At 72.6% G+C, this 12,820-nt stretch carries 14 protein-coding genes; 9 read left to right on the forward strand and 5 right to left on the reverse strand.

What is annotated here, in order from left to right; translation table 11 throughout:
* The first annotated feature begins 22 nt into the window (after positions 1-22).
* The gene (locus ACZ7M2_RS36005; RefSeq protein WP_471598845.1) at positions 23-1,003 is read left to right on the forward strand and encodes a DMT family transporter; all 981 of its coding nucleotides are present in this window, start codon (positions 23-25) and stop codon (positions 1,001-1,003) included.
* A gap of 74 nt (positions 1,004-1,077) precedes the next feature.
* Here ACZ7M2_RS36005 and ACZ7M2_RS36010 read toward each other — a convergent pair whose 3' ends face one another.
* Entirely contained in the window at positions 1,078-1,767 is a 690-nt protein-coding gene (locus ACZ7M2_RS36010; protein ID WP_471598846.1) for a pyridoxamine 5'-phosphate oxidase family protein, read from the reverse strand.
* A gap of 35 nt (positions 1,768-1,802) precedes the next feature.
* On the opposite strand from ACZ7M2_RS36010, the gene ACZ7M2_RS36015 reads away from it, so the two are divergent.
* Positions 1,803-3,134 (forward strand): aminotransferase class I/II-fold pyridoxal phosphate-dependent enzyme, encoded by a 1,332-nt coding sequence (locus ACZ7M2_RS36015; protein ID WP_471598847.1) that lies wholly within the window; start codon positions 1,803-1,805, stop codon positions 3,132-3,134.
* Between the two features lie 53 nt (positions 3,135-3,187).
* Here the strand turns inward: ACZ7M2_RS36015 and ACZ7M2_RS36020 are convergent, their stop codons facing one another.
* Positions 3,188-4,123 (reverse strand): DMT family transporter, encoded by a 936-nt coding sequence (locus tag ACZ7M2_RS36020; protein ID WP_471598848.1) that lies wholly within the window; start codon positions 4,121-4,123, stop codon positions 3,188-3,190.
* Positions 4,124-4,197: 74 nt separating this feature from the next.
* On the opposite strand from ACZ7M2_RS36020, the gene ACZ7M2_RS36025 reads away from it, so the two are divergent.
* Complete coding sequence (locus ACZ7M2_RS36025) at positions 4,198-5,100, forward strand: LysR family transcriptional regulator (protein WP_471598849.1); 903 nt, start codon at positions 4,198-4,200, stop codon at positions 5,098-5,100.
* Positions 5,101-5,252: 152 nt separating this feature from the next.
* On the opposite strand, the gene ACZ7M2_RS36030 is transcribed toward ACZ7M2_RS36025, so the two are convergent.
* On the reverse strand, positions 5,253-5,720 hold the full coding sequence (locus ACZ7M2_RS36030; protein ID WP_471598850.1) for a pyridoxamine 5'-phosphate oxidase family protein: 468 nt from the start codon (positions 5,718-5,720) through the stop codon (positions 5,253-5,255).
* A 153-nt stretch (positions 5,721-5,873) separates the two neighbouring features.
* Here ACZ7M2_RS36030 and ACZ7M2_RS36035 point away from each other — a divergent pair, with 153 nt between their 5' ends.
* Positions 5,874-6,512 (forward strand): cysteine hydrolase family protein, encoded by a 639-nt coding sequence (locus ACZ7M2_RS36035; RefSeq protein WP_471598851.1) that lies wholly within the window; start codon positions 5,874-5,876, stop codon positions 6,510-6,512.
* 18 nt (positions 6,513-6,530) lie between these two features.
* Here ACZ7M2_RS36035 and ACZ7M2_RS36040 read toward each other — a convergent pair whose 3' ends face one another.
* Together ACZ7M2_RS36040 and ACZ7M2_RS36045 are read right to left on the reverse strand one after the other, a co-directional pair.
* On the reverse strand, positions 6,531-7,028 hold the full coding sequence (locus tag ACZ7M2_RS36040; protein WP_352053088.1) for a Rieske (2Fe-2S) protein: 498 nt from the start codon (positions 7,026-7,028) through the stop codon (positions 6,531-6,533).
* 375 nt (positions 7,029-7,403) lie between these two features.
* Entirely contained in the window at positions 7,404-9,011 is a 1,608-nt protein-coding gene (locus ACZ7M2_RS36045) for a GMC family oxidoreductase N-terminal domain-containing protein (protein ID WP_471598852.1), read from the reverse strand.
* A 124-nt stretch (positions 9,012-9,135) separates the two neighbouring features.
* Here ACZ7M2_RS36045 and mftA point away from each other — a divergent pair, with 124 nt between their 5' ends.
* From mftA to mftE, 5 genes are read left to right on the forward strand one after another with little or no spacing between them, the layout of a single operon-like run.
* Positions 9,136-9,273 (forward strand): mycofactocin precursor MftA, encoded by a 138-nt coding sequence (gene mftA / locus ACZ7M2_RS36050; RefSeq protein ID WP_352053090.1) that lies wholly within the window; start codon positions 9,136-9,138, stop codon positions 9,271-9,273.
* A 9-nt stretch (positions 9,274-9,282) separates the two neighbouring features.
* Positions 9,283-9,558 (forward strand): mycofactocin biosynthesis chaperone MftB, encoded by a 276-nt coding sequence (mftB, locus tag ACZ7M2_RS36055; RefSeq protein ID WP_471598853.1) that lies wholly within the window; start codon positions 9,283-9,285, stop codon positions 9,556-9,558.
* Positions 9,555-10,742 (forward strand): mycofactocin radical SAM maturase, encoded by a 1,188-nt coding sequence (gene mftC / locus ACZ7M2_RS36060; RefSeq protein ID WP_471598854.1) that lies wholly within the window; start codon positions 9,555-9,557, stop codon positions 10,740-10,742. Before mftB ends, mftC begins: the two co-directional genes overlap by 4 nt.
* Positions 10,735-11,967, forward strand: coding sequence for a pre-mycofactocin synthase MftD (gene mftD / locus ACZ7M2_RS36065; protein WP_471598855.1), 1,233 nt, complete (start codon positions 10,735-10,737; stop codon positions 11,965-11,967). Before mftC ends, mftD begins: the two co-directional genes overlap by 8 nt.
* A gap of 17 nt (positions 11,968-11,984) precedes the next feature.
* Positions 11,985-12,764 carry a mycofactocin biosynthesis peptidyl-dipeptidase MftE gene (mftE, locus tag ACZ7M2_RS36070; protein WP_471598856.1) on the forward strand — a complete coding sequence of 260 codons (780 nt, stop codon included), beginning with the start codon at positions 11,985-11,987 and terminating at the stop codon, positions 12,762-12,764.
* The last annotated feature ends 56 nt before the right edge of the window (positions 12,765-12,820 follow it).

Raw genomic sequence — 12,820 nt, forward strand, 5'->3', positions numbered from 1 at the left:
GCGTATCCGCGGAGAGAAACACGTGTTGCAAGCTGCTTCCGGCCTGCCCCTCGGGCGAGGCCTCCTCTATCTGATCGTCGCCGGTGCCGCCTGGGGCACCGCGGGCGCGGCCGCGTCACTGGTCTACCGGGCCAGTGACATGGGGCCGATCGCCCTCTCCTTCTGGCGCTGCGCGGGCGGACTCGTGCTGCTGCTCGCCGTGCGCCTGCCGCGGCACCGGCGGTGGCGCCGGCGGGTCACGCCCGCCAGCAGGGAGCCGCTCGGCCGCAAGGCCCTGCGGATCGGTGTCACGGGCCTTGGGCTCGCCGTCTTCCAGACCGCCTACTTCGCCGCCGTCGAGGCCACCGGACTCGCGGTGGCGACGGTCGTCACCCTGGGCGCCGGGCCCGTGCTCATCGCCCTGGGCGCGCGACTGACCCTGGGGGAGCGGCTCGGGCGCGGGGGGAGCGCCGCAGTCGCCGGGGCGCTCGGCGGGCTCGCGGTGCTCGCACTGGGCGCCGGGGGCGCCACGGTGCGGCCCTGGGGCGTCGTGCTCGCGGTCGTGTCCGCGGCCGGATACTCCACGATGACGCTGCTCACCCGGTGGTGGGGACGCGACGGCCGCGTCGACGGCTCCGGTACGACCGTGTGGACGTTCGCCGTCACCACCGTCTGCCTGCTGCCGCTCGGCCTGGCCGAGGGGCTGGTCCCGCACACTGCCCAACCGGCCCACGTGCTGGCCCTGCTGGTCTATATCGCCGCCGTCCCCACGGCGCTGGCCTACGCCCTGTTCTTCGCGGGCGCCGCCGTGGTCCGGTCCGCGACCGTCTCCGTGATCATGCTCCTGGAGCCGGTGAGCGCGGCCGTGCTGGCCGTCGGTCTGCTCGGCGAACGACTGACCATGACGACGCTCGCGGGCACCCTGTTGATGCTGGGTTCGGTCGCGGGTCTCGCGGTGGCCGAGACGCGCGGTATCCGGGGCGACACCCGGAGGGTGCCCGAGGAGGAACGGGCGCTCGTCTGAGGGATGCGGCAGGTATGAGGCATCAGGCCGAGGCGCCGGGGGTGACCCCGCCCGGTGCCTCGGCCGCCTCGGCGTCACAGGGTCGTGAGGTAGTCGGGGAGCTCGATGCCGGGGGCCAGGTCGTCGGCGGGGATCGGGGTGCCGTGTCCCTTGGTGAGGGGGACGACTCCGGTCCAGTGGGGGAGGGTGAGGTCCTCCGCGTCGTCGTTCGGGCCGCCGGTGCGCAGCTTCGCGGAGACCTCGTTCAGGTCGAGGCGGATCACGGCGGTGGCGGCGAGCTCCTTGGCGTTGGCAGGGCGCGAGTCGTACGAACGGCCCGGGACGACCTGGTCGACCAGCGCGTCCAGGGCCTCCCGCTTCTCGTCCGGGTCCGTCACCTGGTGGGCGATGCCGTGCACCACCACGGAGCGGTAGTTCATCGAGTGGTGGAAGGCGGAGCGGGCCAGGACCAGACCGTCGACATGGGTCACGGTCAGGCACACGGGCAGCCCGGGGTCGGCCTGGCCGGTCATCCGCAGCGGGCGTGAACCCGTCGAGCCGTGTACGTAGAGGCGCTCGCCGACCCGTCCGTAGAGGGTGGGGAGCACGACCGGGGCGCCGTCCCGGACGAAGCCGAGGTGGCAGACGTACCCCTCGTCGAGTATCGCGTGGACCAGTTCGTGGTCGTACGCGGCGCGCTCCTTGGAACGGGTGGGGACGGTGCGATCGGTCGGGGTGTAGGCGGCGGGCCGCGTCGTCCCGGGCTGAGTGCTCGTCTCCGACATTGCGCTCTCCATTGCACTAGTGCATAATCTTCTTTGTGCTAGAAGAGTATCGGATCGAAGGGCGTCGCGCAGCGGACATTTCCGCGAGCGTCGAGCGTGCGGTGGGCAGCGGGGACCTCGAACCTGGGCAACTGCTGCCACCCATGCGGGAGTTGGCGGAGCGGCTCGGGGTGAATCCCAACACCGTCGCCGCCGCCTATCGCACCCTGCGCGAACGCGGGGTGATCGAGACCGCGGGGCGTCGAGGCAGCCGGATCCGCTCGAAGCCGGCCACGACGGGACGCGACTACATCCGGGTCGAGGTGCCGGAGGGCGTGCGGAACGTGGCCGACGGCAACCCCGACCCGGCACTGCTGCCCGCCCTCGCCGAGGCGTTCGCGGCGGCGGCGGGACGGTCGGACCGGGATCCCGTGATGTACGGGGAGGCCGCCGTCGAGGCGGAGCTGGAGCGGCTCGCGCGCGCCGATCTCGACGCGGACGGCGTGCCCGACGGGCCCGTCGTCGTGACCTCCGGATCGCTCGACGCCATCGAGCGTGTGCTGGCGGCCCATCTCAAGCCCGGGGACGCCGTCGCCGTCGAGGATCCCGGCTGGGGCAGCGTGTTCGACCTCGCCCCGGCCCTCGGGCTGCGCACGGTCCCGGTGCGCGTCGACGACGAGGGGCCGGTCCCCGACGACGTACGCCATGCCCTGGAGGCCGGTGCCCGCGCGCTGATCGTCACGGACCGGGCGCAGAACCCGACCGGCGCCGCGGTGGGCGCCGCACGCGCGCGTGCCCTGCGCTCCGTGCTGAAGGAGAACCCGGACGTCCTGCTCGTCGAGGACGACCACGGGCATCGGATCGTCGACCTGCCGCTGCACCCCCTGGCCGGGGTGACCCGCGACTGGGCCTTCGTACGCTCCGTCGCCAAGGCCTACGGCCCCGACCTGCGGCTCGCCGTCCTCACCGGGGACCCCGTCACCATGGACCGGGTGCACGGGCGGCAGCGGCTGGGGCCCGGCTGGGTGAGCCATCTGCTGCAACGGGCGGTCGTGCACCTGTGGGCGAACGGCGCGGTGGACGTCGCGGCTGTGGCGGCGGCGTACGGGCGGCGCCGGGACGCGCTGATCGACGCCCTGAAGCGGCGTGGCATCGAGGCGTACGGGCGCAGCGGGATGAACGTGTGGATCCCCGTCCCGGACGAGACGGGAGCGGTCGCGCGGTTGCTGCACGCGGGCTGGGCGGTCGCGCCCGGGGCGCGCTTCCGGATAAGCGCGCCGCCCGGGATACGGATCACCGTCTCGACTCTGACGCCGGACGACATCGAGCCGCTGGCAAACGCCGTCGCCTCCGCCGTCGGACCGGCGCCCGCACGCGGTTACGTGTGAGTGGGTCCGTACGCGGCTGGGTGTGAGTCGGTCCGTACGCCCTGAGGGCTCGGTCAGTGGCGCGGCCGAGCCTGGGTGAGCGCGGCGCCGGCGAGGACGATCACCGCGCCGACCGGCGTGGACCAGCTCAGCGACTCGCCGAGGATCGCGACGCCCGCGGCGGTGGCGATCACCGGGATGAAGTACGTGACCATCTGGGCCGTCGTCGGGCCGACCTCGGCGACGATGCCGTACTGGACGAGCATGGCCAGGCCCGTGCCGAGGGCCCCCAGGGCGGCGATCGCGAGCAGCGGGACGACCGGGAAGCGGCTCGGCAGCGTGGTGAACAGCGGTGTGACGAGGGCAAGTTGGGCAGTGGCGAGCAGTAGTTGGGCGCCGGTCATCGACAGATGCGAGTGGCCGGTGCCGGCCAGGGTGCGGCGGACGTAGATCCAGCCGATCGGGTAGCTCAGCGAGGCCAGCAGGGCCATCAGCGTGCCCGTGGCGTCCAGGCCGTGGAAGCCCTGCCAGATGCCCAGGACCGTCAGGACGCCGAGAAAGCCGATGCCGAGACCGGCGACCCTGCGCCGGGTCGGACGGTCCTCGGAGAGGGCGACCAGGGACAGGGCCATGCCCCACAGGGGCGAGGTCGCGTTGCAGATGCCTGCGAGCGTGGACGGGATCGTCAGCTCGGAGTAGGCGAAGAGCGAGAACGGCAGTGCGTTGAGCAGGAAGGCCGCGACCGTGAGATGGCCCCAGGTGCGGGCCCCGTGCGGCAGTCGCTCCCGCTTCACCGCCATCGCCGCCGCGAGCACCGCCGTCCCGAACAGCAGCCGTCCGAAGGTGACTTGGAACGGCGCGTAGCCCTCCGTGCCGACCTTGATGAGCAGGAAGCTGAAACCCCAGATCAGCGAGAGGGCGCCGAAGCGGATCCGCCAGTCGAGGGCGGTGCGACGGCGGGGGGTCGTGGAGGTGGGGGTGTCGGTTCGGGGAGTGGTCACGGCGCTCATGGACGTAACGATGAAGCAGGCCATCTCGTAGCACAAGCGAGATTTGTCGAGCGGTATCTCGTAGTATTGCTTACATGTTGAATCTGGAGCGTCTGCGCACCCTCGACGCCCTCGCCCGGCACGGCTCGGTGAGCGGTGCGGCCGAGGGGCTGCACGTCACGACGTCGGCCGTGTCCCAGCAGATGTCCAAGCTGGAGCGCGAGGTAGGGCAGCAGCTGCTCGCGAAGAACGGGCGCGGGGTGCGTCTCACGGATGCCGGGCGGCTGCTCGCCGAGCATGCCGCGCGCATCCTGTCGCAGGTCGAGCTCGCCCAGTCCGACCTGGAGGCCCAGCGCGGTCAGGTCGTCGGTGAGCTGCGGCTCTCCGCGTTTCCGACCGCCGCGCGCGGGCTGTTCCCCACCGCGCTCGCCGCGCTGCGCGCCGATCACCCCGGGCTGCGGGTGCGCTCCAGCGAGCTGGAGCCCGAGGCCGGGGTTGCCGGAGTGATCCGGGGCGACCTCGATCTGGCGGTGGTGCTCGACTGGTACAACAAGCCGATGCCGCTGCCCGACGGCCTGGTCAAGGCCCCGATCCTCGACGACCCGGCCGACGTGGCGATGCCGGTCGCCCACCGGCTCGCGGACCGCGCGGAGGTCGACCTCGGCGACTTCGCCGACGACGAGTGGATCACCTGGGGTGAGGGCGAGTTCTGCCACGAGTGGCTGATGTTCACGTTGCGCTCCCGGGGCGTCGAGCCGCACATCGGCCATCGCGCCGCCGAGACGCACACCCAGCTCGCCCTGGTCGCCGCGGGGCTCGGCGTCTGCATCGCGCCGCTGCTCGGGCGCCATCCGATGCCGGACGGAGTCGTCACGGTGCCGCTGCGGCAGGCCGTCCGGCGGCATGTCTACGTGATCTGGCGCGCGGACGCCGACCGCCGCCCGTCGATCAGAGCGGCGGTCGCGGCGCTGCGGGCGGCGGGGGAGAGCATCGGCTGAGCGGTGACCTGCGGGGTGGCGGGGCGGCCTGGACGCGTGGGGCCGCGGGGCCGGTTGCTGTGGCCCCGCGGCGATGGGTGCTGTCGACGCCTCGCGCGGTGCGGGGCGGCTGAGGGGAGCTCCGCGGTGGCATGGCCGCGCCCGCCCATGTCCTAGAGCGGCGGCAGCTTGCGGAAGTCCCAGGAGGCTATGGCTGTCGGCGTCAGTCGGGCCCACGCGTGGCGGCCGTCGTGCGGCATCTCCTCCAGGCCGAAGTTCTTGCGGGTGAACAAGGTCTCGGGGACGTCGAGTTCGGCGCACAGTTCCCCGGTGCGGGGGACCTCGCCCACGAACTCCACCGTGCCGGACAGCTCGACGCCGCGCAGCTCCCCGTACTCCTCGCCGGTGTCGATCACCACCGCGACCCGCGGGTCGCGGCTCAGCTCCGTCCAGCGCTTGCTGCGTACCACGGAGTACAGCCACAGCGAGGTGCCGTCCCAGACGAACCAGAGCGCGCTCACGTGCGGGGAGCCGTCCTTCGACACCGTGGCGACACGGCAGGTGCGCTGGGTGGTGAGGAACTCGTCCAGCTCGCCGGGGGTCATCATGATCTTCCGACCCCTGCGCTGAGTGACGGTCATGCGGTCACCTCTTCTTTCATGTCGACCTGATGCGTCGATCTTCTGCGTCGACAGAGATCCTCTGACAGTGCGTCAGAAAAGCATGGGCCGTCTTCCGTCCTTGCGCAATGCTCGTTACGCTCGCCCGCCCGACCCTCGACGACAAGGGGAGTCATGCCGCCGCGTGAACAGCTCAGCACACTCCTCGACCCGGACGGGACCGTTCTGCTCACCGTGGAATGCCAGCAGGGTGTCGTCGGCCCGGACAGCGCACTGCCCGAACTCGCCAAGGAGGCCCGGTCGTCGGGGGCGCTCGCGAACATCGCCCGGCTGGTGGCCGGTGCCCACCGCGGCGGCGTCCAGGTGATCCACGCGATCGCCGAGCGACGGCCCGACGGGCGGGGGGCCAATCGCAACGCCCGCCTGTTCCGCGCGGCCGAACGGCTGCCCGTGCGACAGCTGTCGGGCACCACCGCGGTCCGCGTCGCGCCGCCGATCGAGGTCGCCGAGGAGGACTTCGTCGTACGTCGCCTGCACGGCCTGTCGCCGCTCGCGGGCACCGACGTCGACGCGCTGCTGCGCAACCTGGACTGTCGCACCCTCGTCGTGACCGGAGTCTCCGCCAACGTGGCCGTCCCCAACACCGTGTTCGACGCCGTGAACCGCGGCTACACCGCCGTGGTGCCCGCGGACGCGATCGCGGGGGTGCCCTCCGACTACACCCCCGCGATCATCCGCAACACGCTCGCCCTGGTCGCCACGATCACGACGACCGACGACGTGCTGGCCTGCTTCGAGAGGCCGCGCCGCTGAGGCGCAGCCCCGGCCGCGTCACGCGAGCTTGATCGAGTCCCCGTCCACGGTGATGCTGGCGGCGGCCAGCGGCTGCGTCGCGGGCCCCTTCTTCACGCTGCCGTCGGTCGCGGAGAACTGGCTGTTGTGGCACGGGCAGGTGATCACGTTGTCCGCGATGCCCTTCACCGCACAGCCCTGGTGGGTGCACTTGGAGGAGAAGGCCTTGTAGGTGCCCGCGGTCGGCTGGGTGACGACGACGCCCTGGGACTCGAAGACCTTGCCGCCGCCCTCCGGGATGTCGGTGGTCTTGGCGAGGACCGTGCCGCCCGCGTTGCCCGCCGCGGCGTTGTCGCCCCCGCCCGTTCCCCCGCTGCTCGCGCTCGCGCCGGAGCCGGAGTTGGAGCTGGTGGAGTCGGAGGACTTGTTGTCCGACCCGCACGCGGTCAGCGCGACGGCGAGTCCCGCCGTGCCGACCGCCGCCACGACGGTGCGGCGGGCCGGGGCCGGAACGGGGTGAAGCGATTCGCTGGTCATGCTGACATTCCCTTCAACGGACGTGATGGTGATCCGTACAGAGGTACGGTCCGCCCGTCTGCCCTGTTCAGGAGCTGAGGAGTTCTTGACCGAATCGACAGCGGTTCGACAGCCGCGCCGATCTGCTGCGTCACGCCGCTGCGTGAGGTCGGCTCGCTGCCGGGCTCGTCGAGGCCGACGATCTCGGGACGTAGGTTCGTGTCGCGTGATGTGCTCGGACCGGTCGGAGCACGCGAGCTTCCTCAACGGCATCGACATCCTCGTCGACGGCGGTGTCTTCGCGGCCGTCCTCGACAAGTGATGTCCGGGCACCGGACGTCACGGACCCCGGCCGGTTCCCGGGGCAGCACGGGCGTCCACGGCGCGGCGTTCTGATCACGTCAGACCGCGCCGCATGGCGTCGGCGACGAGTTCGCCGACGAGGACGGCGGTGGCCGCCGGGCCCCGCAGCGGAGGCGTCGGCAGGATCGAGGTGTCCGCGACCCGCAGGCCTGCCACGCCGTGCACCCTGCCGTAGGCGTCGACAGCCTGGCCCAGGGGAACCGTCCCGCAGGTGTGGTGGCAGGTGCCGAGGTGCCCGAGGATCCACTCGTCGAGCAGACGGTCGTCGGCCAGCACCTTCGGTACCGGGTCCGTGAGCCCGCCGCCGACCTCCGCGAAGTCGGCCGTGGCGGCCAACTCGGCGGTGACCCGGACCACTTCACGCATACGCCGTCGGTCCTCGGTGGTCGACAGATAGCCGTGGTCGAGGCGCGGCGGCGCCGCGGGATCCGCCGAGTCCAGGCGTAACCGGCCGCTCGCCCGCGGAGTCTGGACGGAGACCAGGAACGCGAGCGGCGCCCCCGGCGCGGACATCCGACCGCTGGTCAGCCCGGCCATGGGGACGAGGGACTGGAGTATCTCGAGATCGCCGTCCGGGTGGTCGCCGTCGGACGCGGGCAGATGCAGGGCACCGCCGAGCCACGAGCCGACGGGCTCCGGCACAGACCGCCGGGGCAGCCACTCCAGCACCACCTGCGGATGGTCGCCGAACCGGGCGCCCACGGCCGGCAGGTCCACGACGACCGGTGTCCCGAGAGCGGCCAGCTCCGCGCGCGGCCCGATGCCCGAGAGCCGGAGCAGCTGTGGGGAGTGCAACGCCCCTGCGCAGAGCACGACTTCACCACCGCGCACGGTCCTGCGCCGCCCGTGCCGCTCGACCACGACACCGGCCGCGCGCCCCCGCTCGACGACGATCCCGAGGACCGTGCTGTCCCCCTCCACGCGGAGATTGGAGCGGCCGGACATTCCTGACAGGTAAGCGAGACCGGTGTTGACGCGCACCCCGTCCACGGCGTTGGACGGCACGGGACCGAACCCCGGCGGGGCCTGGGCGTTCTTGTCGGGTTCCCCGGGGAAGCCCAGACGGCGGGCGGCCGCCCCGAACGCGGCGGCGGCCGGATGACGCAGATCCGTGCGGCGCACCGGCACCGGCCCGCGGTCGCCGTGCAGCGGGCCGGCGCCATGGTCGAGGTCGGTCTCCAGCGCCCGCAGGAACGGCAGCATCCGGTCGTACGACCAGACCGCACCGCCCACCGCCGCCCACCGGTCGAAGTCCTCCCGCCGGGCACGGACGAAGTAGCCGCCGTTGACGGTGGTCGAGCCGCCGAGGATCCGGCCCCGGACGACCGTGTACGGGCGGTGCGGGGTCAGGTGCGTGGGGTACGGCTGCACGGCGGGATGCCCGGGCTGCGCGCCGGGGACCAGCCGGGCGTCCAGCAACTCCGGTGCGAACGAAGGAGGTTGATCCGCGCCCGCGGGGGCGGAGAGCGGTTGACCCGCCTTCGACCAGACCCCGGGCACCGGACCCGACTCCAATACCAGCACGGTGCGGTCGGAATCCTCGGCGAGCCGGGCCGCGAGGGCCGCCCCACCGGCCCCGGCGCCCACCACGATGACGTCCGGGCGGGTCGCCCGGCCCCCCACATGTCCCGTCCGTCTCATGGTCAGGTGATTCAAGGCGCGGTGACCGCCCCGCACAACGGCGCGTCCCGGTGGCCGGGACGGGCCCCCGCAGCGCGTGCGGCCGTGACCTAGCGTCAGCGGAGTCCGACGAAAGGAGACCCGTATGAACGAGCTTCACCTCGCCCCGGCGGCCGAGGAGATGGGCCCCGAGGCCGACGACACCGCGCTCACCGTCTCGCTGATCGAGGCCGAGGACCTCCTGGAGGAGGTCTCGATCGACGGCATGTGCGGCGTCTACTAGGTGCCGCCCATGACAGGAATGGACCTCGACCACGCCTGGGACCTGCATCCGCAGGTCTCGGTACGGCCGGAACCCTTCGGCGCGCTGCTCTACCACTTCGGCACCCGCAAGCTCTCGTTCCTCAAGGACCGTCGGCTCCTCGCCGTCGTCCAGGCCCTCGCCCACGCGCCCACGGCCCGTGCCGCCTGCCTGGCCGCCGGTCTCGAGGAGGACGAGCTGCCCCGCTACGGGCGGGCTCTCGCCGTCCTCGCGCAGTCGTCGATGGTCGTCGGAAGGACCTCATGACCACCACGTCCCGGCTGGTCGACCTGTTCGAGTACGGGCTCGACGCACCGATCTGCCTCACCTGGGAACTCACCTACGCCTGCAACCTGGCCTGCGCCCACTGCCTGTCCAGCTCCGGCCGCCGCGACCCTCGCGAGCTCAGCACGCAGGAGGCCAAGGCCGTCATCGACGAACTGGAGGCCATGCAGGTCTTCTACGTCAATATCGGCGGCGGCGAGCCCACGGTCCGCGCCGACTTCTGGGAGCTCCTGGACTACGCCACCGCCCACCATGTGGGCGTGAAGTTCTCCACCAACGGCGTGCGGATCACCCGGGAGGCCGCCGAGCGGCTCGCCCGCAACGACTACGTGGACGTCCAGATCTCCCTGGACGGCGCGACCGCGGACGTCAACGACGCGGTGCGCGGCCCCGGTTCGTACGCGACCGCGCTGCGGGCGATGGAGCACCTTGCCGCCGCCGGTATGCGCAACTTCAAGATCTCCGTGGTCTGCACCCGGCACAACATCCCGCAGCTGGACCACTTCAAGGCCCTCGCCGACCGCTTCGGCGCCCAGCTCCGTCTGACCCGGCTGCGGCCCTCCGGACGTGGCGCCGACGTCTGGGACGAGCTGCATCCGACGGCAGGACAGCAACGAGAGCTGTACGACTGGCTGCTGGCGCACGGCGACGACGTGCTGACCGGCGACTCCTTCTTCCACCTGTCCGCCTACGGCCAGGCACTGCCCGGGCTCAACCTCTGCGGCGCCGGACGCGTCGTCTGCCTGATCGACCCGGTCGGGGACGTCTACGCCTGCCCGTTCGCCATCCACGACGAGTTCCTGGCCGGCAACGTCCGCGCACCCGGCGGCTTCCGCGAGGTCTGGCGCGGCTCCGAACTGTTCCGGCGGCTGCGCACCCCGCAGCACGGCGGCGCCTGCGCGTCCTGCGCGTTCTACGACAGCTGCAAGGGCGGCTGCATGGCCGCGAAGTTCTTCACCGGGCTGCCGCTGGACGGCCCCGACCCCGAATGCGTGCAGGGACACGGTGAGAAGCTGCTCGCCGTGCGCCCGGCCGGAGGGGCGGGCCTTCCCAAGCCGTCCGGGGACCACTCCCGCGGGAGCGGCGTACCGGTGCGCGACTGCGTCGAGGACCCGCTGGCCGGGCTGCAGCTCACCCCGACGGGAAGGAAGGGGACCCATGCCTAGGAACCCGTGGTTCGAGACGGTCGCCGAGGCCCAGCGCCGGGCCAAGCGGCAACTGCCGAGTTCGGTGTACGGCGCGCTCGTCGCGGGCTCGGAGCACGGACGTACGATCGACGACAACACGGCGGCCTTCGCCGAACTGGGCTTCGCACCACGCGTCGTCGGCCATCACGCGGAACGCGACCTGTCCACGACCGTGCTCGGCGTGCCCACCTCCCTGCCCGTGCTCATCTCGCCGACCGGCGTACAGGCCGTCGACCCGGACGGCGAGGTCGCCGTAGCCCGGGCCGCGGCGAGCCGGGGCGTCATCATGGGACTCAGCTCCTTCGCGAGCAAACCGGTCGAGGAGGTCGCCGACGCCCAGCCGGACCTCTTCTTCCAGCTGTACTGGAGCGGTTCACGCGAGACCATGGTGCGGCGCATGGGCCGGGCCCGGGCGGCCGGCGCCAAGGCCCTCATCGTCACCCTCGACTGGTCCTTCTCCCACGGCCGCGACTGGGGCAGCCCCGCCATCCCGGACCGGCTCGACCTCAAGACCATGCTGCGGTTCGCCCCCCAAGTGCTGCCCAGGGCAAGCTGGTTGTGGCGGTTCGCCCGCTCCGGTCACCTTCCCGACCTCACCGTGCCCAACCTGACGGCTCCCGGCGCCGACGCCCCCACCTTCTTCGGCGCCTACGGCGAATGGATGGGGACCACGCCACCCACCTGGGACGACCTCGCGTGGCTGCGCACCGAGTGGGACGGACCCTTCCTCCTCAAGGGCGTGACCCGGGTCGACGACGCCAAGCGGGCGGTCGACGCCGGTGTGTCCGCCCTGTCCGTGTCCAACCACGGCGGCAACAACCTCGACACCACCCCGGCCACCATCCGCGTCCTCCCCGCCATCGCGGAAGCCGTCGGCGACCAGGTCGAGGTCCTGCTGGACGGCGGTGTCCGCCGCGGTGGCGACGTGGCGAAGGCCCTCGCCCTCGGCGCGCGTGCCGTGCTGATCGGCCGCGCCTGTCTGTGGGGGCTCGCCGCGAACGGACAGCCCGGCGTGGAGAACGTCCTGGACATCCTGCGCGGCGGACTCGACTCGGCGGTCCTGGGCCTCGGACACCGCTCCGTGCACGACCTCGGGCCCGAGGACCTGGTGATACCTCCGGGCTTCCGGCTGACCCTGGGAGGCGGGGACGTACCGACAGCCCCTCAGGCCGTCCCGGTCGGCACCGAGTCACCGGCCGCCTGACCGTGCCGGGGGACGCCATGCCGCGAGTCCTGGCCGACACCGTCTGGCCGGCCGTGCCGTCCGGTGCGCTGGTACTGGTGCCGGTCGGTTCCACCGAGCAGCACGGTCGGCACCTGCCGCTCGACACCGACACCGTCGTCGCCCGCACCGTCGCCCGGCGGGTTGCCGCCGCCCTCGCCGCCGGCCCGTACGGCCCACCGCTGGTGGCGCCTGCCGTGGAGTACGGCGCGAGCGGCGAGCACGCGGACTTCCCCGGGACCGTCTCGATCGGGCACGAGGCACTGCGCGCGGTGATCGTGGAACTGGCGCGCTCGCTTGCCCTGTGGGCGGGCCGCGTGGTGTTCGTCAACGGCCACGGCGGCAACACGGCCACGCTCGACGCGGCCCTCGCCCTGCTGCGCGCCGAGGGCCACGACGCGGTCTGGACCGGCTGCGACATGCCTGGCGGCGACGCGCACGCCGGCCGGACGGAGACCTCCGTACTGCTGCACCTCGAACCGGAGCGGGTACGCCTCGACGACGCCGTCGCCGGTGACCCGCGACCGCTCGCCGTCCTCCTCCCGGAGCTGATGGCCCGTGGCGTCCATGCGGTCTCGCCCTCCGGGGTGCTCGGCGATCCGGCGGGTGCCTCGGCCGAGGAAGGACGCCGGACGCTGGACGCGATGGCGTCCGCCACGGTCCGCCGGATCACCGCGTGGACTGTCGACGGCCGGGGGCGTCTGGCCGACCCCGCCGGGGATCGGTCGCCGATCGACCCCGCCGGGGCGGACCGGCCACCGGAGTCCGTGTGCCGATGACACCCCCTCGGACGCGTGGACACCCGCTGATGAGCCCTTCCCTCGCGCGGAAGGGC

The sequence above is a fragment of the Streptomyces sp. NPDC111507 genome (assembly GCF_055638955.1).

Coding starts and splice junctions, on each gene's coding strand:
- ACZ7M2_RS36040 (WP_352053088.1), bottom strand. CDS start 7,028: ATGACCAGCGAATCGCTTCACCCCGTTCCGGCCCCGGCCCGCCGCACC.
- ACZ7M2_RS36020 (WP_471598848.1), bottom strand. CDS start 4,123: ATGAGCGCCGTGACCACTCCCCGAACCGACACCCCCACCTCCACGACC.
- ACZ7M2_RS36045 (WP_471598852.1), bottom strand. CDS start 9,011: ATGAGACGGACGGGACATGTGGGGGGCCGGGCGACCCGCCCGGACGTC.
- mftD (WP_471598855.1), top strand. CDS start 10,735: ATGCCTAGGAACCCGTGGTTCGAGACGGTCGCCGAGGCCCAGCGCCGG.
- ACZ7M2_RS36010 (WP_471598846.1), bottom strand. CDS start 1,767: ATGTCGGAGACGAGCACTCAGCCCGGGACGACGCGGCCCGCCGCCTAC.
- mftC (WP_471598854.1), top strand. CDS start 9,555: ATGACCACCACGTCCCGGCTGGTCGACCTGTTCGAGTACGGGCTCGAC.
- ACZ7M2_RS36030 (WP_471598850.1), bottom strand. CDS start 5,720: ATGACCGTCACTCAGCGCAGGGGTCGGAAGATCATGATGACCCCCGGC.
- mftA (WP_352053090.1), top strand. CDS start 9,136: ATGAACGAGCTTCACCTCGCCCCGGCGGCCGAGGAGATGGGCCCCGAG.
- mftB (WP_471598853.1), top strand. CDS start 9,283: ATGACAGGAATGGACCTCGACCACGCCTGGGACCTGCATCCGCAGGTC.
- mftE (WP_471598856.1), top strand. CDS start 11,985: ATGCCGCGAGTCCTGGCCGACACCGTCTGGCCGGCCGTGCCGTCCGGT.
- ACZ7M2_RS36025 (WP_471598849.1), top strand. CDS start 4,198: ATGTTGAATCTGGAGCGTCTGCGCACCCTCGACGCCCTCGCCCGGCAC.
- ACZ7M2_RS36035 (WP_471598851.1), top strand. CDS start 5,874: ATGCCGCCGCGTGAACAGCTCAGCACACTCCTCGACCCGGACGGGACC.